This is a genomic window from Comamonas sp. 4034, assembly GCF_050434545.1.
Classification (GTDB): Bacteria; Pseudomonadota; Gammaproteobacteria; order Burkholderiales; family Burkholderiaceae_C; genus Comamonas; species Comamonas odontotermitis.
In genome coordinates, this window is record NZ_JBNDIT010000003.1 from 60,905 (window position 1) to 82,592 (window position 21,688).

Annotated in this window: 17 protein-coding genes; 10 read left to right on the forward strand and 7 right to left on the reverse strand. The window is 62.8% G+C overall.

Going from position 1 to position 21,688, the window contains the following annotated elements; translation table 11 throughout:
• The first annotated feature begins 46 nt into the window (after positions 1-46).
• The 6 genes from recC to ABIE32_RS04545 all read left to right on the forward strand — a co-directional run bounded on the left by recC (position 47) and on the right by ABIE32_RS04545 (position 13,089).
• Complete coding sequence (gene recC, locus ABIE32_RS04520) at positions 47-3,697, forward strand: exodeoxyribonuclease V subunit gamma (protein WP_429014357.1); 3,651 nt, start codon at positions 47-49, stop codon at positions 3,695-3,697.
• On the forward strand, positions 3,694-7,617 hold the full coding sequence (gene recB / locus ABIE32_RS04525) for an exodeoxyribonuclease V subunit beta (RefSeq protein WP_429014359.1): 3,924 nt from the start codon (positions 3,694-3,696) through the stop codon (positions 7,615-7,617). Before recC ends, recB begins: the two co-directional genes overlap by 4 nt.
• Positions 7,618-7,655: 38 nt before the next feature.
• On the forward strand, positions 7,656-9,893 hold the full coding sequence (recD, locus tag ABIE32_RS04530; RefSeq protein WP_429014361.1) for an exodeoxyribonuclease V subunit alpha: 2,238 nt from the start codon (positions 7,656-7,658) through the stop codon (positions 9,891-9,893).
• Positions 9,894-10,416: 523 nt separating this feature from the next.
• Positions 10,417-10,743: a hypothetical protein gene (locus tag ABIE32_RS04535; protein WP_429014363.1), complete on the forward strand. Its 327-nt coding sequence runs from the start codon at positions 10,417-10,419 to the stop codon at positions 10,741-10,743.
• Positions 10,744-10,973: 230 nt separating this feature from the next.
• Positions 10,974-12,494: a 23S rRNA (uracil(1939)-C(5))-methyltransferase RlmD gene (gene rlmD, locus ABIE32_RS04540; protein WP_429014365.1), complete on the forward strand. Its 1,521-nt coding sequence runs from the start codon at positions 10,974-10,976 to the stop codon at positions 12,492-12,494.
• Positions 12,495-12,681: 187 nt separating this feature from the next.
• On the forward strand, positions 12,682-13,089 hold the full coding sequence (locus ABIE32_RS04545) for a heme-binding protein (RefSeq protein WP_224152009.1): 408 nt from the start codon (positions 12,682-12,684) through the stop codon (positions 13,087-13,089).
• 165 nt (positions 13,090-13,254) lie between these two features.
• Here ABIE32_RS04545 and ABIE32_RS04550 read toward each other — a convergent pair whose 3' ends face one another.
• The 5 genes from ABIE32_RS04550 to ABIE32_RS04570 all read right to left on the reverse strand — a co-directional run bounded on the left by ABIE32_RS04550 (position 13,255) and on the right by ABIE32_RS04570 (position 17,843).
• Complete coding sequence (locus ABIE32_RS04550; RefSeq protein WP_429014366.1) at positions 13,255-13,554, reverse strand: hypothetical protein; 300 nt, start codon at positions 13,552-13,554, stop codon at positions 13,255-13,257.
• A gap of 259 nt (positions 13,555-13,813) precedes the next feature.
• Entirely contained in the window at positions 13,814-14,011 is a 198-nt protein-coding gene (gene hemP / locus ABIE32_RS04555) for a hemin uptake protein HemP (RefSeq protein WP_395026206.1), read from the reverse strand.
• A 440-nt stretch (positions 14,012-14,451) separates the two neighbouring features.
• Positions 14,452-15,459 (reverse strand): alpha/beta hydrolase, encoded by a 1,008-nt coding sequence (locus ABIE32_RS04560; protein ID WP_429014368.1) that lies wholly within the window; start codon positions 15,457-15,459, stop codon positions 14,452-14,454.
• 123 nt (positions 15,460-15,582) lie between these two features.
• Positions 15,583-16,644 (reverse strand): alpha/beta hydrolase, encoded by a 1,062-nt coding sequence (locus tag ABIE32_RS04565; protein WP_429014370.1) that lies wholly within the window; start codon positions 16,642-16,644, stop codon positions 15,583-15,585.
• A complete protein-coding gene (locus tag ABIE32_RS04570) occupies positions 16,641-17,843 on the reverse strand; it encodes a (R)-mandelonitrile lyase (RefSeq protein WP_429014371.1) in 1,203 nt (400 codons plus the stop codon). The genes ABIE32_RS04565 and ABIE32_RS04570 overlap by 4 nt, the downstream gene beginning before the upstream one ends.
• A gap of 172 nt (positions 17,844-18,015) precedes the next feature.
• Here ABIE32_RS04570 and ABIE32_RS04575 point away from each other — a divergent pair, with 172 nt between their 5' ends.
• Both ABIE32_RS04575 and ABIE32_RS04580 read left to right on the forward strand, forming a co-directional pair.
• Positions 18,016-18,996: a LysR substrate-binding domain-containing protein gene (locus ABIE32_RS04575; protein ID WP_429014373.1), complete on the forward strand. Its 981-nt coding sequence runs from the start codon at positions 18,016-18,018 to the stop codon at positions 18,994-18,996.
• A 105-nt stretch (positions 18,997-19,101) separates the two neighbouring features.
• Positions 19,102-19,791: an L-2-amino-thiazoline-4-carboxylic acid hydrolase gene (locus ABIE32_RS04580; RefSeq protein WP_429014375.1), complete on the forward strand. Its 690-nt coding sequence runs from the start codon at positions 19,102-19,104 to the stop codon at positions 19,789-19,791.
• Positions 19,792-19,891: 100 nt separating this feature from the next.
• On the opposite strand, the gene ABIE32_RS04585 is transcribed toward ABIE32_RS04580, so the two are convergent.
• A complete protein-coding gene (locus ABIE32_RS04585; RefSeq protein WP_224152014.1) occupies positions 19,892-20,023 on the reverse strand; it encodes a transcription initiation factor TFIID subunit D10 in 132 nt (43 codons plus the stop codon).
• 259 nt (positions 20,024-20,282) lie between these two features.
• On the opposite strand from ABIE32_RS04585, the gene ABIE32_RS04590 reads away from it, so the two are divergent.
• Positions 20,283-20,462 carry a hypothetical protein gene (locus tag ABIE32_RS04590; protein ID WP_224152015.1) on the forward strand — a complete coding sequence of 60 codons (180 nt, stop codon included), beginning with the start codon at positions 20,283-20,285 and terminating at the stop codon, positions 20,460-20,462.
• A gap of 96 nt (positions 20,463-20,558) precedes the next feature.
• Here the strand turns inward: ABIE32_RS04590 and ABIE32_RS04595 are convergent, their stop codons facing one another.
• A complete protein-coding gene (locus ABIE32_RS04595; protein ID WP_429014377.1) occupies positions 20,559-20,813 on the reverse strand; it encodes a hypothetical protein in 255 nt (84 codons plus the stop codon).
• A gap of 85 nt (positions 20,814-20,898) precedes the next feature.
• Here ABIE32_RS04595 and ABIE32_RS04600 point away from each other — a divergent pair, with 85 nt between their 5' ends.
• Positions 20,899-21,681 carry a lipocalin family protein gene (locus ABIE32_RS04600; protein ID WP_429014378.1) on the forward strand — a complete coding sequence of 261 codons (783 nt, stop codon included), beginning with the start codon at positions 20,899-20,901 and terminating at the stop codon, positions 21,679-21,681.
• Positions 21,682-21,688 lie beyond the last annotated feature (7 nt).

A 21,688-nucleotide genomic window follows, 5' to 3' on the forward strand; every position in this document is an offset into this window, starting at 1 on the left:
GTGTGGCGTGCCATGTTTTCCGCCCTGCAGGACTGATCCGCCATCGATGAACGCCCCCGTATCGCCAGCCATCACCCCCGGTCTGATGGTGATCCACAGCAACCACCCCGAAGCCCTGCGCGATCTGGTGGTGGCCTGGATGCGGCGCTACCCGCTCGCGCCACTGGAGAGCGAAACCATTCTGGTGCAGAGCAATGGCATCGCGCAGTGGCTCAAGCTGTCGCTGGCGCAGCCCGTGGCGCAAGGCGGCTGTGGGGTGACGGCTGCCGTCGATGTGCAGCTGCCCGCGCAGTTTCTGTGGCGCGCCTACCGCACCGTGCTGGGCAAGCACCAGGTGCCCGAGATTTCGCCGCTCGACAAGCAACCGCTGACCTGGCGGCTGATGCACCTGCTGCCCCAGTTGCTGCAGCAGGACACCTTTGCCGCGCTGCGCCGCTTTCTGCAGGATGATGGCGACCAGCGCAAGCGCTACCAGCTGGCCGAGCGCATTGCCGATTTGTTCGACCAGTACCAGGTCTACCGTGCAGACTGGCTCGAAGACTGGGCGCAGGGCCGCGATGTGCTGCGCACGGCCAGAGGCAGCGAGGCACCACTCGCGGCAGACCAGCGCTGGCAGGCCGCGCTGTGGCGCAGCCTGCTGGGCGACGTAGGCGCTGTCGGCATGCAGACCAGCCGTGCTGCCGTGCACCAGCAGTTTCTGGGCTTCTGGCAGGCACCGCACACCACACCCCTGGGGTTGCCACGCCGCATTGTGGTGTTCGGTATCTCGTCCATGCCTGCCCAGACCTTGCAGGCGCTGGCTGCCATTTCTTCTACCTGCCAGGTGCTGCTGTGCGTGCACAACCCGTGCCGCCACCATTGGTCGGACATCGTGGCCGACAAGGACCTGCTGCGCCACCAGTACCGCCGCCAGGCCCGCAAGCGCAGCATGGCCCATGTGCTGAGCGATGACGAACTGCACCAGCATGCCCACCCCCTGTTGGCAGCCTGGGGCAAGCAGGGGCGCGATTACATCCATCTGATCGACGAGTTTGATGACTCGCGCCAATGCGCAGCGCAACTGGCACCCATCAACGGTGGCCGCATCGACCTGTTCAGCGACGATGAACCTCGCCACATGCTGGCCCAGTTGCAGGACGACATTCTGGACCTGCGACCGCTCGCAGAAAGCCGCGCGCGCTGGCCGGCGTTCTCGCCTGTGCAGGACGGCTCCATCCGCTTTGCGACGGCCTACAGCCCGCAGCGCGAGGTGGAAGCCCTGCACGACCAGCTGCTGGCGCGCATGGATGCCGACCCCGCGCTTGCGCCGCGCGACATCATCGTGATGGTGCCGGACATCAACGACTACGCGCCGCATATCGAGGCCGTGTTTGGCCGCATCGGCCGCGACGACCCGCGCTACATCCCCTACACCGTGGCAGACCAGGGCCAGCGCGGCCGTGCGCCGCTGCTGGTGGCGCTGGAGCATGTGCTGGCCATGCCGGAGAGCCGCTTTGCCGTCAGCGAAATTCTGGATCTGCTGGCGGTGGACGCCGTGCGCCAGCGCTTTGGCATTGGTGAAAGCGATGTGCCGCTGCTGCACCGCTGGATCGAAGGCGCGGGCGTGCGCTGGGGGCTGGATGGCGCGCAGCGCGCGCGCATCGGCCTTGCACAGGCCGGAGAAACCAACAGCTGGCGCTTTGGCCTGCGCCGCATGCTGCTGGGTTTTGCCGTGGGGCAGGGCGAGGCGCTGGCAGACATCGAGCCATACGACGAAATTGGCGGCCTCGATGCCGTGACGCTGGGCGGGCTGGCCGCGCTGCTGCGCGCGCTGGAGCAATCCTGCACCCTGCTGGCCGAGCCGGTGTCGCCCGAGGAATGGGTGGAGCGCGCCCGCACCGTGCTGGAGCTGCTGCTGGCACCCCGCCAGGAGCGCGAAAGCCTGCTGCGCGATCAGTTGCTGCAGGGGCTGGACAAATGGCTCACCCAGTGCAAGGTCGCGGAGTTTGCAGACGCGGTGCCGCTGTCGGTGCTGCGCGAGGTATGGCTGGCGGGCATGGATGCCGGCAGCCTCAACCAGCGCTTCATGGCAGGCTCGGTGAGCTTCTGCTCGCTGATGCCGATGCGGGCGATCCCGTTCAAGCTCGTGTGCCTGCTGGGCATGAACGACGGCGCCTACCCGCGCCCCGTCTCCGTACTCGATTTTGACCTGATGCGCCAGGAATACCGGCCGGGCGACCGCTCGCGCCGCGACGACGACCGCTACCTGCTGCTGGAAGCCGTGCTCTCGGCGCGCGATCAGCTCTACATCAGCTGGGTAGGGCGCAGCATCCGCGACAGCACCGTGCGGCCTGCCTCGGTGCTGGTTGACCAGTTGCGCGACCATCTCTCACAAGGCTGGCGACTGGCGGCGGGTGGCGAGGCGCCGGACGGCAGCCAGCCGCCCACCGACGCGGAGCGCGCACGCATGCTTGCCGCCATCACGCTGGAACACCCGCTGCAGGCCTTCAGCCCGCGTTACTTCGCGCAGCCTATGGCAGGCGGCAACCCCACGGGCAGCCTGTTCACCTATGCGCAGGAATGGCACGGCGTGCATGCGCCTGCAATTCTTGATGAATATCAAGAGGCAGGCGCAGGTCTGCTGCCGATGGAGGAGCGCGATACCGCAGTGGGATTGCGCATGCTGCAGGACTTTGCCCTGCAACCCGTGCAGGCCTTCTTCCGTCAGCGCCTGCGCGTCTACTTTGCCGAGGAAGACCTGACCAGCCAGGACGACGAAATGTTCACCCCCGATGGCCTGCAGGCCTGGCAGTTGCAGGCCCGCCTGCTGGCGGATGTGCAGCCCTGGCTGGAGTCGCAGGACGCCCAGGCCCTGCAGGGCCAGAGTCTGCCGGTCGATCTGGCAGCGCAGCTGGCGCTGTCAGCAGCCCGCCTGCAGCGCGAAGGCATGCTGCCGCTGCAAGGCTTTGCCGAATGTGCGGTGCAGCCTGCCACCCAGGCGGCCCAGCGCGGCCTGCTGCATTACGCCCAGGCACTGCGCATCTGGCCGCAGCGAATGGGCGAAGCCTGGGAGCTGCGCAGCAGCGATGCCGATGCCGGTATCGACGTGGCAGACTGGCTGCGCGGCCTGCGCGCGGCGGCGGGCGTGGCCGAGGCGGACCTGCCCCGGCCAGACCTCACACGCCCCGAGCAATGTGCGCGCATCACGCTCTCCGCCGGGCGGCTGCATTCAGGCAAGGAAGTGCGGCATGACCGCCTGCTGCGCCACTGGGTGGAGCACCTGGCCTGGCACGTGGCTGGGCGGCCGCTGGTGAGCGTCGTGTGCAGCGAATCGGGCATTGCCGTATTACCGCCGCTGCCCGGCGAGCAGGCCCGGATGCACTGGCACGGCCTGCTGGCGCTGTGGGCTGAAGGCATGCGCGAGCCACTGCCGCTGGCCGCACGCACCGGCATTGCCGCTGCGCAGGGCATGCAGGCGCAGCAGGTTGCCAGCGTATATGACGACGCCTACCGTGGCACCGGCGAGGTGCAGCGCCTGCCCGAGCTGGCGCGCAGCTACCCCGATTTTGACCACCTGCAGGCCGATGGCCGTTTTGCGCAACTGGCGGCGCAGCTGTATGGCCCGATGCTGGAATGCGTGCGTCTCATCAGCAGCCACGACCCCGCAGCGCTGGGCCGCATCGCCCGTGGCGAGACAGATAAGGGAGGCGCGCCATGAGCGGGCAGGGCAGCGTGCCGCAAGGCCTGGCAGACGCGGTGCAGGCCCTGCACCCCCTGCAGTTTCCACTCTGGGGCAGCCGCCTGATCGAGGCGAGCGCGGGCACCGGCAAAACCTACACCATTGCGGCCCTCTACCTGCGGCTGGTGCTGCAGCATGGCGCAGGCAATGCCTATGGCCGCCCGCTGGTGCCGCCAGAAATCCTGGTGGTCACCTTCACCGACGCTGCGACCCAGGAGCTGCGCGACCGCATTCGCCAGCGCCTGGCCGAGGCAGCTGAGCTGTTTGGCCGCGACCCGGCAGACACCATCGGGCTGGATGCGGTCGACCCCTTGCTGCTGGCGCTGCGTGCAGACTACCCCGACGCACAATGGCCCGGCTGCGCCCGCCGCTTGCGTGAAGCCGCCAACTGGATGGACGAGGCCGCCGTCTCCACCATCCACAGCTGGTGCTACCGCATGCTGCGCGAACATGCCTTTGACAGCGGCAGCCTGTTCCAGCAGCAACTGGTGACCGACCAGACCGAGCTGCTCACCCAGGTCGTGCAGGATTACTGGCGCACCCAGTTCTACGGCCTGCCCGCCAGCGCGTTGCGCAGCCTGCAGACCGTGGTGGCTTCCCCCGCGGCGCTGCAAGATGCGCTGCAAGGCATGCTGGCGCGGCAGGAGGCCGAGTGGCAGTTCGAGGGCCAGGCGCTGCCAGCCTCCGCCGAGGTGGATGTTGCGGCGCTCCTGAACCAGGCCGCCGAGCAGGCCGAGCGCTGCGAGCAGCTGCAGGCAGTCGCTCGTGATGCCTGGCGTGCCCACCGTGCCGATCTGGAGCAACTCTTTGCCACGCTGCTGCCGCACTTCAATGGCACCACCTACCCCAAGAAAGACGAAGAGGGCGTGTTCGACGGCTGGATGGCCGGCATGGCCGCATGGAGCGAAGGGGCCGATGCACCCGCAAAGATCCGCGCCTTCAGCCAGTCGGGCATTCGCCTGAAAAAGGGCGCCAATGTACCCACGCACACCGCGCTGGCAGCGCTGGACGACTGGCTGGCTGCCGACGGCGAAGCCTTGCCAGCCGCAGCGCAGATCAAGCCGCTTTTGCTGCGCCATGCGCTGGGCCACGTCAGGCGTGCGCTGAACGCCGAAAAGCAGCGCCGCGCCGAGCTGGGTTTTGACGACCTGCTGCAACGCCTGGACGCCGCCTTGCAGGCCGAAGGAGGCGAGGCGCTGGCAGCACGCATCCGCGCGCAGTTTCCGGTGGCGATGATCGACGAGTTTCAGGACACCGACCCGCTGCAGTACCGTATCTTCGAGCGGGTGTATGCCATCGACGCCAACGACGCCGCTTTGGGTTTTTTCATGATTGGCGACCCCAAGCAGGCGATCTATGCGTTTCGTGGTGCAGATATCTACACCTACCTGCGCGCCCGTGCGGCAACGGCCGGGCGCCACTATTCGCTGGGCACCAACTACCGCTCCACCACTGCGGTGGTCGACGTCGTCAACCACTGCTTTGCCCATGCAGAGGGGCATGACAGCGGTGCATTCCGCTTTCGCCAGGGCGGAGCCAACCCGGTACCGTTTGTACCCGTGGGCGCCAATGGCCGCAGGGATGGCTTGTTTCTGGAAGGAGCCCCCCAGCCCGCCATGACGCTGTGGACCGTGCTGGCACCGGAGCGGGAAGCGGATGGCGAAGGCGCGGAGGGGGCAGGTGGTGCAGAGGATGCCGCCGCCAGTGCCGCATCCACGCGCACCGGCGTGCCCGAAGGCCAGTACCGCCGCCGCATGGCAGCGTCTGCGGCTGCGCAGATCACCGAATGGCTCAATGCCGCGCAACGCGGGCAGGCCGGGTTTGGCACCGGCCCCGATGCCCTGCAGCGGGCGCTGCGCCCGGCTGATATCGCCGTGCTGGTGCGCGGCCGTGCCGAGGCCGAGCTGGTGCGCGAGCAGCTCGCGCTGCGCGGCTTGGCCAGCGTCTACCTGTCCGACCGCGATTCGGTCTTCCAGACTGCAGAAGCCGCCGACATGCTGCGCTGGCTGCGCGCGGTGCATGCGCCGTCTGATGACGGCCTGCTGCGCGCCGCCCTGGCAACCGCCGCCATGGGCTGGTCCTGGCAGGCGCTGGACCGGCTCAACCACGACGAACAACACTGGGAGCAACTGGCCCTGCGCATGCGCGCGCTGCAGCAGCTGTGGCAGAAAAAGGGCGTGTTGCCCATGCTGCGCCAGTGGCTGCTCGATTTTGACCTGCCCGCGCGCTGGCTGGCGCAGGCCGGAGGCGAGCGCCGCCTCACCAATGTGCTGCACCTGGCCGAATGGCTGCAGCGCACCTCGGCCGCCGTCGATGGCGAGCAGGCGCTGATGCGCGCCCTGGCCGAGCAGATGGCGCGGCCCGAGGGCGACGAGGAAATCCTGCACCTGGAAAGCGATGCCGATCTGATCAAGATCGTCACCATCCACAAATCCAAAGGGCTGGAGTACCCGCTGGTGCTGCTGCCATTCATCAGCAGCTGGCGCGATTTCGATGGCAAGAGCCGGGGCTATGCCCAGTTTCACGACGCGGCCACGGGCGCCCTGGTGGTGGAGCTGAGCAACAGGTACGCGCCCGCCGTGGCCGGCCACAACGACGAGCGCCTCAGCGAAGACATGCGCCTGCTGTACGTGGCGCTCACGCGCGCGCAGTACGCGCTGTGGCTGGGCATTGCGCCCATCGCCAAGGGCAGCAGCAAGGCCGGTACGCTGGAGAAAAGCGCCGTCGGCTACCTGCTGGCGGGCGGCAACAAGCTGCCGGATGCGACGCTGGGTGCCACCTTGCAGGCGTTTGCCCAAGGCTGCACAGGCATGGCCGTGCAGCCGCTGCCGCCAGCAACCAGCCCGGACGCTGTGCGCTACACGCCGCCGCCGGCCCCCGCACTGCATGCGCCGCGCCAACCGCAGCGTCGCTACGACGAGCACTGGTGGATCGCCAGCTTCTCGGCGCTGACCGACAAGCTCGGCCCTGTTGGAGCGGTTGGCCCTGTTGGCGACGTGGCAGGCCTGGCCCCGCAGCCAGTGGATGCTATTGATTTTGATGCCTTGGCGCAGGATGGACGGGTGCCAGAGCCCGAAACGGCCCAGGAAGACCAGTACCTGGAGCTGCAGGACGTGGCCCCCGATACGCCAGGCGCTACGCTGCCCGTGCGTCCAGCTGCTGCCGAGCCCGGCAGCCTGCACGCCTTCCCCAAGGGGCCGGATGCCGGTAATTTTCTGCACGGCATGCTGGAATGGTGCGCGCAGGAAGGCTTTGGCACCGTACTGGCGCAGCCTGCGCAACTCGACAGCCTCATTGCCCACCGCTGCAAGGTGCGTGGCTGGGCCGACTGGGCCGAGCCGCTGCAGGGCATCGTGCGCCAATGGTTGCAGGCGCCGCTGGTGTTGCAGGGCGAAGCCGGGCCATCACTGGCCGAACTGGCGCAGTGGCAGGTCGAGATGGAATTCTGGCTGCCCGTGGTGGGCCAGGCATCGTCTGCCCAGCTCAATGCGCTGGTGCAGCAGCACATTGCGCCCGGCCAGCCCCGGCCTGCGCTCGCTTACAACCGGCTCCATGGCATGCTCAAGGGCTACATGGACCTGGTGCTGGAGCACGGCGGTCGCTACTACGTGCTCGACTACAAATCGAACTGGCTGGGCACGGACAGCACGGCCTATACACCCGCTGCCATGCAGGCAGCAGTGCTCCAGCACCGTTACGATGTGCAGTATGTGATCTACACCTATGCGCTGCACCGCCTGTTGCAGCTGCGCCTGCCTGGTTACGATTACGAGCGCGATGTGGGTGGCGTGGTGTACTGGTTTCTGCGGGGCGTGGATGCTGCGGGCGCCGGCATGTATGCCGACAAGCCGCCGCGCGCGCTGATGGATGCGCTCGATGCCCTGTGGGCTGCGCCGTGATGAAGAATGCAATGACACGAGAAGAACAAGATCTGACTGTGAACACCCCTGGCCAGGAGCACCGCCGGGAGGCGCAGACGCGGCCTGCTGCAAAGGTGGCCGCCGACAGCGCCACGGCCACCCTGCTGCACACGGTGCAGCGCTGGACGGCGCACGGCTGGCTGCGCAGCCTGGATGAGGCGCTGGTGCTCTTTCTGCACGAGCTGGATCCTTCTGCATCGCCGCTGGTGCTGCTGGCCGCGGCGCTGGCCAGCCACCAACTGGGGCGTGGCCACGTCTGCCTGGACTTGCGCGCCACCCTGGCCGGCAGCCGTTTTGTCCTGTCACTGCCACCCGACGCGGCCGACCAGGGCAGCGGCGCGGTGGAGGCTACGCCCCTGCCTTTGCCCAGCGAACTGCTGGCGAACGTGAGCCTGCCCCAATGGCAGGGCGCGCTGCTGGCCAGCGCACTGGTGGCGGGCGAAGGCAAGGCCACGCAAGGCGGCACGCCGCTGGTGCTGCAGGGCGACCGCCTGTACCTTCGCCGTTACTGGCAGCATGAACAGGACGTGGCGCGCGCCATCGGCCAGCGCATCGATGCCAGCGGCATCCTGCGCGCCGCGCGCACGCCCGCGCAGGATGCCGCGCTGCGCGAGGCGCTCGATGTGCTGTTTGCCCCGCAGAGCGCAGATGCCGAGGGCCCTGACTGGCAGAAGATGGCCTGCGCGCTGGCTGCCACCAGCGCCTTTGCCATCATCACCGGCGGCCCGGGCACCGGCAAGACCACCACCGTCGTCAAACTGCTGGCGCTGCTGCAGCACATGGCCTTGCAGCCCGATGCGGCCAGCGGCAAGCCTGCGCGTCCGTTGCGCATTTGCCTGGCCGCCCCCACGGGCAAGGCGGCCGCGCGGCTGACCGAATCCATTGTGCAGGCGCTGGGCCGCATCTCCGATGCCGAAATGCCTGAGACGCCGCCGGTGGTGATGAACGGCGAGTCGCGCAGCCTGAAGCAACTGATTCCCGCCGAGGCGCAGACCCTGCACCGCCTGCTGGGCAGCCGGCCCGAGAGCCGCCACTTTCGCCACAATGCGCAGAACCCTCTGGCGCTCGATGTGCTGGTGATCGACGAGGCGTCGATGGTCGATCTGGAAATGATGGCCGCCGTGCTGACCGCACTGCCGCGCGATGCGCGCCTGGTGCTGCTGGGCGACAAGGACCAGCTCGCATCGGTGGAGGCGGGAGCCGTGCTTGGCGAGCTGTGTGCGCAATCGGAGCGCGGCCTGTACTGGCACGAGACTGCGCACTGGCTGCAGCAGGTGACTGGCCAGCAAGTGCCCGCGCAGCTGCAGGACATTGCGGGCAAACCGCTCGACCAGGCGGTGGTGATGCTGCGCGTAAGCCACCGCTTTCATGCCCAAAGCGGCATTGGCAGGCTGGCGCGCGAAGTCAACGCAGGCAACGGCAAGGCCATCAAGGGCCTGCTCAAGGAGCAGTACCCCGATGTGGCCGCCTACCCGGTGCCGGACATCACCCACTCATCGCTGGCGCAGCTGGTGATTGATGGCGGCGGCAAGCGCTTTCCTGAAAGCATGCAAAAGCAGCAGGGCGGTCCGGTAGGCTATGGCCATTACCTGCAACTGCTGCGCGCCATGCCCCAAGAAGGAGGCCAGGCCGCGCTGGATGAGTGGGCCCACGCCCTGTTGGCCGCGCACAGCCGTTTTCAGGTGCTGTGCGCGCTGCGCAGTGGGCCCTGGGGTGTGGAGGGCATGAACGAGCGCATTGCCCAGCTGCTGGCCCATCGCGACCTGATTGCGCACAGCAGCGGCTGGTATGCCGGCCGGCCGGTACTGGTCACGCGCAACGACTACAGCCTGAAGCTGATGAATGGCGACATCGGCATCACGGTCGAAGTTCCGCTACACAATCAGGAACTGATGGCGCATGCAGGTCGGGCGCAAGAGACCCATACGTCTGCAAACCCGGCGCGCGGCCTGCGCGTGGTATTTGCCACCAGTGAAGGCCTGCGCTGGGTGCTGCCCAGTCGCTTGCAGGCGGTGGAGACGGTGTACGCAATGACCATCCACAAATCGCAGGGCTCGGAGTTCGACCACGCCGCCGTGGTGTTGCCGCCGCAGCTCTCGCCCATCATGACGCGCGAACTCGTCTACACCGGCATCACCCGCGCCAAGAACTGGCTGACGGTGGTGGCAGGCGGCACCAGCAGCTTTGCGGTGCTGGAGCAGGCGAGCCACCTGCAGGTCAAACGCGCCAGCGGTCTGCGGCAGGGCGAGCTGTGATGTGATGCACAAAGGCTGGCAGGTGGCGCGGGCAGAGCCCCGTGCGCCTTGCGCAGCGACTGAAAAAGCAAAAAGCGCCGACAGTGCAGACTGCGGCGCAATGGAAAGCGGAAGCCAGCCCATGCTGGATGGGCAGGCTGAGCGACAAGGCACTCAGGGCCAAAATCGTTTCATCGAAAAAATGCGTGGCTACCCGACAAGTCGTTGGCTGGCTAAAACGACCCCGAAGCTGAACAGGCCCCGAGTGTCGCCCCACGATGAAACAATCACTGTTGCGTTGGCACAAGCGCTTTTTGAGGGAGCGTTTGCGCCGTCTGCAGCGGCGATGGGTGAACTATAACATTGAATGAGAATAATTATCAATAAGAATGTGGATGAATTCTTTGCCAGACCCCAGTTTTGTGTAAGTGTTTGTTTTTGTGTTGGTTCCTGCCGCAAATTGCGCATAGGCAGAGGTGCGCGCGCTGCGAAATTTTGGTAACTTCTAGCTATCAATACAACAAGATTGCGGAGGATTGCAATGATGAACAACAGCGAGAGTTTTCGATCGAGTGTGGTGGCGCTTTTGGCGCTGACGGCTTCTGCATGGTCGCACGCAGCGTGCTACACCGTCTACAACGCCAAGAGTGAAGTGGTGTACCGCAGCGTAGAGCCGCCGGTGGACATGTCCAAGCAACTGCACCAAACACAGAACCAACTGCCTGCCGGCAGCCAGGTGGTGTTTTCGCCCAACAACAGCATTTGCGTGACCGAGGTGAACGAGCTGCAAAAGGGCAAGGGGTTCAAGTCCACCAACGCCAATATGGTCACCGATCAGTTGAATCTGGGCAGCATGATCACCGCCCAGTGATCCGGGTCGTAGAGTCATAGGCAGCTTGCCTGCCTGCAAAGCCAGCTTCGTGCTGGCTTTTGTTTTTTGGGGAGTAGCGCCGGGCCCGCCTTTTGCGCGCTGCGCCTGCCCATTCCGGCTGAAATTGCCAGAGGTTTGCTTTGGGCCATTGCCCGGCCTGCGAAAATAGCGGGATGAGTGAAGCGCAGACCCCACCAACACATCCCACCCCACCCCCGACAGCCGCCGAAATGGCAGCCGGCATTGCCGCCAGCGAAGCTGCGCAATTTCCTGCAGATGCCCTGTGCATCACCTCCATGGACATGGACGCCCAAGGCGTGGCGCGCCGCGCCGACGGCAAGGTCGTGTTTGTCGACGGTGCCTTGCCTACCGAATGGGTCAGTGCCAAGACCCGCCGCAAGAAAAACAACTGGGAGCAGGCCGATCTGCTGCAGATCCACCGCGAGTCCTCGCAGCGCGTGCGCCCCGGCTGCCCCCACTTTGGCCTGCATGCCGGCGCCTGCGGCGGCTGCAAGATGCAGCACATGCATGTGAGCGGGCAGATCGCCATCAAGCAGCGGGTGCTGGAGGACAACCTCTGGCACCTGGGCAAGGTGGTGCCCGAGACCGTGATGCGCCCCATCGAAGGCCCGAGCTGGGGCTACCGCTTCCGGGCGCGCCTGTCGGTGCGCTATGTGGCCAAGAAGGGCAAGGTGCTGGTGGGCTTTCATGAGCGCAAGAGCCGCTACATCGCCGACATGGAAACCTGCAAGGTGCTGCCGCCCCATGTCGATGCCCTGCTGATGCCCATGCGCGAGCTGATCGCCAGCATGGATGCGCGCGAGACCTGCCCGCAGATTGAGGTGGCCTGCGGCGATGAGGTGACCGCGCTGGTGCTGCGCCACCTAGAGCCGCTGTCCGATGCCGATCAGCAGCGCCTGCGCGATTTTGCCGCTGCCCACAACGTGCAATGGTGGCTGCAGCCCAAGGGGCCGGACACCGTGCGCCTGATGGACGAGGGCGGCACGCAGCTGTCGTACGGTCTGCCCGATTTCGGCATCACCATGCCTTTCAAGCCGACCGACTTCACCCAGGTCAACCCGCACATCAACCGGGTGCTGGTCACCCGCGCGCTGCGCCTCTTGGATGCGAAGAAGACCGAGCGCGTGATCGACTGGTTCTGCGGCTTGGGCAACTTCACGCTGCCGATTGCCACCATGGCGCGCGAAGTGCTCGGTATCGAGGGATCGGACACGCTGGTACAGCGCTCGCATGAGAACTACGCGGCCAACAATGCTGCAAGGCCAGCTGGTCAGGCGCTTGCTGCTACTAGCTTTGTAGCGCGTAACCTGTTCGAGATGACGCCCGATATGCTGGTGGCCGATGGCCAGGCTGACAAATGGCTGGTGGATCCGCCACGCGAAGGCGCGTTTGCTCTCTCCAAGGCACTGGCGGACATCCACAAGGCGCGTCACCAGGTGCCCGATGCGCCTGTGCTGCCCACATCTGCCAAGGAATGGACGCCGCCCCGCCGCATTGTCTATGTCAGCTGCAACCCGGCCACGCTCGCGCGTGATGCGGGGCTGCTGGTGCACCAGGGCGGTTACCGTTGCGTGGCAGCGGGCGTGGTCAACATGTTCCCGCATACGGCCCACGTCGAGAGCATGGCCGTCTTCGAATGGGACGGCCACCCGCCCTCCGTCAAGACAGACGCAGAGGCAGACCTGGCCGCGCTGGCTGCAGAGAGCGAAAACAACCTCATGGATGCCTGATAAGGCGGATTACCACCTTTTCAGGCACAAATGATGTGATGACGGCGACGGATTCCATCTGTTCATAGCCGGTTATGCTTGTGGAACGAGGAATGTGCGCAAAGTCCCCTCCTGCCCGGGAAAGTGGCTTTGGACACATCCTTTCCATCTGAACTGAGTTGAACCGATTCGATTGAGGAGAGACACCATGAAAACCAAACCCGTGCTGGAACTGGCCGACGTCAAGGCCATCCTGAACGCTGCCGAGGCCGAAGCGGCCAAGAACAACTGGGTTGTCAGCATTGCCGTGGTGGACGACGGCGGCAACCTGCTGGGCATGATCCGCCGCGACGGCGCAGCCCCCGTGTCTGCCCACATCTGCCAGGCCAAGGCGCGCACCGCTGCGCTGGGCCGCCGCGACACCAAGGGCTACGAAGACATGATCAACGGTGGCCGTACCGCATTCCTGAGCGCTCCCGTGATCGACGGCATGCTCGAAGGCGGCCTGCCGGTCATGAAGGATGGCGAATGCCTGGGTGCTGTGGGCGTGAGCGGCGTCAAGTCCAACGAAGACGCGCAGATCGCCAAGGCCGGTATTGCTGGCATCGGCCTGTAATCACCAGCTTCACTGGCAGGAGAGCAATCTCTATGCGCAAGGCGGCCGCGAGGCCGCTTTTTTCATGCAGGGACGCCACGGCAAACTGCCCGGACTGCCGTCAGGCGCAAGGCTTGTACCCACCGTCTCGGGCACGTCAGCTGCAGGTATGGCTCAATGCCTGGTTCACATCGCCTGAGCCGTTGTACCGAGGATAGAGGGGTAACGGCAGACCGGCTTTCTGCGGGTTGTTGCGCCGCTGGCGGCGGTATAGACCAACTGCTCATGGCGCGTGGTTTTGGTGATGGTCACCCCTTCGATGACCTGACCGGCAAGGCTCAGGCAGATCGCCTTCAATTGCTCTGCAGTCGGCGGGGTAGGCGCTGGAGAAATGCTGCCCCCGCCGCCACAGTCTTGCAGGACCAATCCCGCCGCAAGCAACAGTTCACTCAAGGGCCGGGCGTGGGGCGGGAGTTCTTCGCTCATGGTTGTCTCTCTGACCTGTGTGGCGTAACAGAGGCCGAAGGGGCAGATGCCGTCGGATGACTTGCGTCAAGTGTTGCCGGTTCTGCAGTGCCTGCCGTACTGCAGGAGAGGGAGTTCCAAAACCACAACGGCCGCAATAGCGGCCGTTGTGCGTGTGTGACAGTGGGAAAAAAGTGCCTGGCTACGTGGCAAGCCTCTGGCTGGCAAATACGACCTTTGGAGGGTGTGTTGGCCTCCTAGAGTCGCCCCACGATGAAACCTATTTCGTCAGAATGAGCTTGCCCAGCTTGGTGGCCTGCAAGCGGTAGATGGCGCCATTGTGCAGAATGGAAACGGCCTTGGCGCCTTGCAGCAATTCGCTGCTCTCCAGGGTACCTGCAGGGCACGCGGGCTGGGCCGTGCTGGCAGTGCTGAGCGGAGCAGTCGTTGGAAGGGCAAGAGGTGCGCTGGTTTGCATGGCAATCGCTTGTTGATTCAAAACTCGATCAAATGATAACGATTCTTATTTCCATAGTCCAGAGAATCTTTCGAATAACCATACAGAACGTCAGAAAAAGCCGCATTGGTGGATTGCGTTGCGCGCGCTTTGGCACAAATTTGCACGGGCTTTGGCACACAAATCGGCCAATCTTTAAACAAGCCCAGCTGGCTCGGCTGATCTGTCCTAGTTGTTAATGAGGAGCTCCCCATGTTCGCCCCGGTTTGCCGCTCCTCCAACGGAGTAGTCCAGCTTTAAAGACTTCATATCAAAGGCTTTGAAGCACCTTCGGATTGCCGGGTGCTCAACAGCACCCTTCGGGTCGAACCGGGAACGGATGTCATCGGACAGGGCCTTCTATGAACGCTGCAGGCTGAAGTGGAACCAGAGCATCATTTCGGCCCTTTGAGCGCGAACCATCAAAGCGTTTTGGCGTAAAACGGCATCATCTTGCCCAATGCGGCTTCCACATACTTTGGAACCCAATAGGTCTCGATGTGTGTCGCACCTTCAATCTTGAACAGTTCCTTGTTTTTTGAGCCCGTTGCCTTGGCAAATGCGTCTTCGGTCATGTACAGGCTATCGGCGGCACTACCTGCGATCATCAGCAAGGGCTGCTCGATCAAGTCGATCTGGTCTGTTGCATCCCAGCGCATCAGGTCCAACAAGCTGCTGGTGGTGTATTTGAAGGTCGAGTTGGGGTGCGCGTGGGTGCGCCAGTAGTATTCGTAGCCTTGGCGGTACATCTCAAAGGGGAGCGCCGCGATCTGCGCGTCGGTCATGTCTGCATCTCCTGCGTACAGGATCTTGCCTCCCGCCATTTCCTGAGCCCGCGCATCACTGGCTTGCTGGAGGCGTTGCTGCAACGTAGCCAGTTGCGAGTCTGCAAACCCGTTGCGACGCACGCGTCCCGAGTTGAACATACTCAAGGTGGCAATCGACTTGAAGCGTTTGTCCGACTTGGCTGCAGATAGCGCGTAGCCGCCGCCGCCGCAAATGCCCAGAAGGCCCAATCGCGATGGGTCGACGCCAGCAAAGCGGGCAATGAAGTCGGCCATTCCGTGAATATCTTCCACCCGAAACTGGGGCTTGTCGGTACTGCGCGGGGTTCCGCCACTACCGCCTTGATAGGCGGCATCTGCGGTGATGGTGATGTAGCCCTGTTCTGCGAGGTGCTGGGCATACAGGCCTGCCACTTGCTCCTTGACGCCGCCGTTGGGGTGGGCAACGACGATTGCAGGATATTGATGCTTGGGGTCGTAGTTGGCTGGCGTGTAGACATTGGCCGCAATGTCCAGGCCATTGAGCTTGTATGTCACCGGATGGATATTGATCTTTCCAGCTTCGTTTTTAGAGATCGCACCGGCGTACACCAGCGTGAAGGGATTTTTCTTATCTTCTGCAGCGAATGCTGTGGTGGTGGGCATGGTGGAAATTCCTAGGGTGGAGAGGGAGAGTGTGAGCGCGGAATTTTTCACCAGCGCACGTCGCGTGAGATTGATCATTTCAGGTTGCCTATCCGTCGTTGTTGATGAGCCCGTCACTGGTCATCAGTCAAGCTTTTGCGCCGAGAGGAACTGCGCAACCAATGCCGCAATCTCCTGGTTATTGAGATCCGACATCAGAAAGTGCGTGTTGCCATGCACACCCATCTCGGGCAGATGTACCAATTGCGCATTGCCGCCGTGTTTGTTGATGGCATCCACCCACAGTTTGGCCATGGCAAGTCGCACCCGCCAGTTGTCTTGCCCACGTTCTGCGGTAGGGGTGGTGGGGAAGTTGTCCCCGTAGTAGATGACGATGGGAATGCGGGTCAGTTTCAGAAAATCTGCCAGCGGCACGATCTCGGGCGACAAGGTGCCTGCGGCACTGGGCATGGGCGGCGGTGCGTCTTCCTGTGCAAAGATGAAACCACTGCCGGGTTCAAAAGCCACGATTGCCTTGACATTCGGATTCTTGATGGCCGTCAACCAACCGGGGCCACCTCCCTGGGAGTGCGTGAAAAGGATGCCTGGCCCTACCTGGGAGAACAAGGCGGACATGGCTTGTGCAATCACGCCGGCGTCATAGGGGCCGGTATTGGGAGTGATCGAGCGCAGGAACTGGTTCAGCGTTTGAGGGGACCGGTCAAACTGCACGTTGTCAAAGTGCTTGGGCCATTTGCCAATGCGAAACTGGTCGAAGAACAGTTGGTCGTTCGGCGTGGGCTCGATGGTTGTTGCAACGGTGCTGTTGCCTGCACGTCCCCGGCGAGGCTGGTCAACCAGATACACCGAAAAGCCGCGTCGCAAAAACAAGTTCTGAAAACCTTCGCGACCGTCTGGTGTGCTCTCCCAACTGCGCGCCGACTGGAAAGCCCCATGGAGCATGACGATGGGCAGTGGTTTGGGGTGGGTCGGGATTTGGTAGAAGGTATAGAGGTGGTCCCCATGAAAACTCTGCCCAGCTGCAGTGGGCTTGTTGTTGTCATAGGTTCCCGGGGTCTGCTGTACAACGCCTCCCACTGAGAAGCTTCCTTGTGATTGGATGGTCAGGGGGCCGGGGGTGATTCCTGAGTGCGTAGCGCATCCGGTCGCCAAAGCCGTGGCGCATAACAGCTGGGGGATGTTCATTGCGTTCCTTTCATTGCAGTGGCAAGCGCTTGCGTCAGCGCGGCATTTGCGCGGTCGCTGCTTGCCGTCTGGCCTCGCAGGGCCAGCTCCTGTGTGAGCTCCTGCAATTGCGAAGGGCGCAGTCCCACGCGCAGGCTGGCCAGCATGTGTGAGCGCAGCTGTGCTTGCGCTCCAGGCGTGGCAGCAAGGGCACCGACAGTGGCCAGCTCGCGGCTTTGCCAATCGAGGTTGTCGCGCTCAAAGATGTCACCAAACAAATGCGCCTGCAAAAACTGGTTGATGACAGGCGCAAAGTCAAACACTGCGCCTTGAACAGGTCCACCCGAGATTTCTGTCTGGTTTCTGCGGCCTGCGGCGACAAGGTCCGGGCCTGTGGCGACTGTATGGCTGGGCTCTGCGCCAGGGGTATCCTGAATGCCTTGCTGCTGGCGTAGCTCAACCACTTTGAGCAACTGACCCAGTGCGTTCAGGCTTTTGGGGAATCCTACGTAGGCATACAACTGCACCAGCAATTCCTTGGACTCGCTGATGCTGAGGCCTGCATCCAGGCCTTGGTGCAAGGCCGCATCCAGCTGCGGCATGTCGCTGCTTGCGGTAAATGCAGCAATCAAAGGAATCGCCCTTTGCCTGGCCGTCAGCGTGTCTGAACTGGGGTAGCTGCGTGCTGGGCTGGGAGGCTGAGCCGCATTGAACTCTTGCAGGCCCGCGCTGCGCCAGGCTGTCTGGTAGTCCTGGTCGCTCACTTTGTCTTGCCAGGCCACGGATTGACCATCTTGCTTCTCTGCAATGGCAACGTGGGTCATCGCGCCATGGGGGCCTGCTCCGTGCCAATGACGGACATTGGCAGGAATGGTGACCACGTCGCCCACTCGCATCGCAAGCACAGGCTGTCCCTGTTGCTGCACCAAGCCGAGGCCATCTGTCACGATCAACGTCTGCCCCAAGGGATGGGTGTGCCACGCCGTGCGTGCGCCTGCCTCAAATTTCACCGTCGCACCGCCAGCGCGGCCAGGCGCTTGTGCCGCAAAAGGCGTTGTGATGCGAACCATGCCTGTGAAGGTGTCTGCCGATCCCATTGCCATGGGCTGGTTGGCTGCAGCGCGGATCTCCACGACAGGGAGGCTAGAGGCGGTGCCTGGCGACTGCGCTCCAACGCTGGTTGCTGCACCAGACAGGGCGATGCATAGCAGTGATTTCATGGTGATAACTCCTGCAAATGTAGGCGGCGATACGTGGGCGCACGAAGGTTATTTCTCGTCACCAGACGCTCGGTGGGATGAACTTTAAGCAAAGGATTTAGGTATGGATAGTGGTGAATAGGTTGATTTATTCGCATCAAATTGATGACAATAGGTGTGCAGGGAGATACCTATGGCCATGAACGAGCTGCGATCCATCACCACTTTCATCAAAGCTGCCGAACTCGGAAGCCTGCGCAAGGCAGCCATGGACTTGGGCATCAGCCCTCAGGCTGCGAGCAAAGCGCTTGCTCAGTTGGAAGCGCATCTGGATGCGCGCCTGTTCCACCGCACCACAAGAGTGATGTCACTGACCGATGCGGGCCAGCGTTTACTGGAGGAGGTGCAACCTTCCGTGCAAGGCATGCAACGTGCGCTGGAAAATGCCCGCAAAGGAAAGGACGACTTCACCGGCCCATTGCGCATTGCCGGGCCGCGCAGTACCTTTGGGCCGATCCTGTGGCGCTTGGTGGAGGAGTTTTGTGATCTTCACCCAGGGATTCAACCCGATGTGTTGCTGGAGGACCGGGTGGGCAACTGGGTGGAAGACCGCGTGGATGTGGGCTTCAGACTGGGTGCCTCACCGCATGAGGGGGTGATTGCGCGCAAGTTGTTTGCGCTGCAGATGGTGATATGCGGCTCTCCCGCCTACCTTCAGCGCCACGGGGTGCCGCGATCGCTCAGCGCTTTGGAAGCGCATCGATGCAGTGCGTACCGTCACCCTGCTACGGGCAAGGTGGTGCCTTGGCATGTGCTCATGGGCGAGCAGATTGTGGACCTGCCAGTGGTACCCGCCATTTGCAGCAATGATGAAGGCTTTGAGCTGGAGGCGGTGCTGGCAGGAAAGGTGCTGGGGCAGCTGGCTGGGGTGACCGCCGCTCCCTACATCCGGGATGGGCGCTTGGTGCCGATTCTGGTGGAGCACACGGCAGAGTACATCCACTATTTTGTGTACTTTGGCAGCAGAACCTCTCAGCCGGCGCGCGCACGCGCATTTATCGATCTGGCGGTGCAGCGACTTGTGGGTAACCCTGAATACATTCTGAGCGAAGAGGAGCTTCGGCGATTCATGCAGGTACCCGTGAAGCCAAGGGACAAACAAAAGCCCCAGTGAGCATTGATAGAGTTGGAATAGCTGCTTGCTTGCGGCACATGATCCGTCATAAGCTCTGAGATGGCAGCCTGCTCACCTGCTGCATCTTGATCCGGAAGGCATCCCATGGCTCACTCCACCCATCCGTACTATGAAGAAAACCGTGACGCCATGGTCTCCAGCATGGTCCAGCGCATGGCTTTGGCAGCACCATTGATACGTGAACGCACGCAGCTCACCGACACCGAGGGCATTCAGCACGAGGTACTGGCCGAGTTTGAGGTTGTGCTCACGCAATTGCCGTATGTAGGCGGCAACGCCAATCGTATGAGCCACTTTTTCATGAGGCTCATCGGCTTTTTGGCAATAGGCCGTGTGCTGCAGCGGCACGGTGTACCGCTGCAGGTCATCAGTGATATTGGCCGTCTGACGCTGAAGGAGCAAGGGCTCTTGCAGCCAGAGGCACAGAGGCTTGCCGCTGGGCGACAGTATCTGTCGCCGGAGAATCAAGCCGCGATCAAGGAGCAGGCGGCAATGAGCATGACGCAGGCGCATCGCCAACAGTTTCCGGATGACTTCGCCTACGAGTTTGTGGAGCCAGGCCCTGGCGAGAACTTTGAGTTTGGCATCAACTACCAGGCCTGCGGTTTTTGCAAGTTCGCGGCAAAACATGGAGACAGGGAAATCCTGTCGAGTATCTGCGGCCTTGATTTCGACGACTATGCGACGCGCGGTGTGCACCTGGAGAGAACCCAAACGCTGGCAAGCGGGGCAAGCCATTGCAACTTTCGCTTCTCCCGGATGAACCCAGGGTAGAGCAGGTGGGTGAGACCGAGTCGTTGGAAGCAGCCCGCCCTGGGCGCAACCCGGAGGTCGCTCGCCCTTGCGGGCATGGATTCCTCAAAGGTGGCATCAGCTACATCTGCTTTTTCTGCTGGTCCTGCTTTTGTTGATCGGTCTGTTGACCGGGCTTCTGGGGATTCGATTGGTCTTGCTGTTTTTGACCGGGCTTCTGGTCGTGCTGGTTGGGTTGCTGTTGGTTCGTCATGTCGATCTCCTGATGAACTGGCGGTGGATGACGCAGTATCTCCGCTGTTTCGCCCCATAAAGGGCTGGCGGACACTGCAAGTTCAGAGTACGCCTTGCCCGGACATGCCGCTGTAGTCCGTCGGGCCGCACCGACGTAGTGCCATCTGGCCAGAACGGCTGTTCGAAGTTGAAACAATTGATGCTCCTGGGCGCAGATAGGCATACAGTGAATGGGTCATTTGCCCAAGCAGGGGAGTCCTGCAGCAAAGGGGGACAAAATGACAAATCCAGACAGAACAGGAATCAAAGTCTTCCAGTACCTGCAACGCTTGCAGGAAGAGTTCAGGCAATTGCAGGTTTTGGAGCCTTTGGTAGGATCTTTACAGCATGATCGGATGAAAATAGTTGAGCGAGAGCTATCTGAGTTGAAAGCAGAGCAGCCAGTACCAGCGTTGTAAATCGAAATTGCGAACCAAGCCGCCCACATGGGCGGCTTTCTCAATGCGGGCTGCAGCTCGCAGCGGTTTTCATTGAATGCGGGTGCATTCCTCTACCTATCCTTCAGCGGGCTTCTTGCTGCCCAATGGGCGTCCATCCGTGCCCCGGGCGTCGGTGTTTTCCAGCCCGCGCTTGACATCCTTGAATGCCTGCTGGACTTCCGGGTGCGGTTCCTTGCGGGTCGCGCCAATCGATTGGTCGCGCTCATGGGGAAGTTTTGCAGACGAACCAGGGTTGGATGGTGTCTGCTGCGAGGTTGTATCGACTTCAACTTCTGGCGTGGTTGTGCCTTTGACTGGTTTTCGAGTCATGGAGCCTCCTCAAAAGAACCATTAGGCCGGGGCCCGAGCGCAGGGGGCGTAGGTCTATCGCTCAGTTGCTTGGCTGGATATCTCGATGAATCGCTACTCCACACGCCATCCTGCATGGGGTCTCCTACAGTGCAGCGAACCTGATGAGGAAAAAAATTCGCTGGTACCGGCTTGTTTTCTGGAGCACCAGGCAGGCTTGCACAGAGATCTTCTGGAGGATTTCCTACCTGAAACCGCCTCTGGAGCACCTATAAACAAGGTTTCGAAAGGGAGTTCCATGGAAAGAAAGCTGCCTTCTTCGCGTCGCTCCACGTCTTGCGCTGCAACATGCATTCTCACGGGAGGCGCCGCTATCGTCGCCGGATGGTACTTTGCGCAGCGTGTTTCGGTACCGGACGATGTGCTTCCGGTCGAGGATTTTGACCTTGAGCGCTACCTGGGACACTGGTATGAGATAGCCCGGATCGACTACTTCTTTGAACAAGGGCTCACATCATGCACTGCAGACTACCGCCTTGGCGCTGATGGCTCGCTGCGTGTGTTTAACCAGGGGTTTGATCCCGAGAAGGGCGTCTGGAAGTCTGCAAAGGCCGTAGCCCAATTCATCGGGGCACCAACGGATGGTTCTTTGAAGGTCTCGTTCTTTCGTCCGTTCTACTCCGGGTACTACGTGGTGCATGTGGACGACGACTATCAGCACGCGGTTGTCGTCGGAGATGGATGCAGGTACTGCTGGGTGTTGTCACGCACACCGGAAATGGACGACAAGCTCTATACAGGCCTGCTTTCAGTGGCTGCGGCCAATGGAGTGGACATCAGCCGCATGCACCGGGTTCCCCATGGTGCCTTGTTTGACGATGGCCGCTGAACAGGCC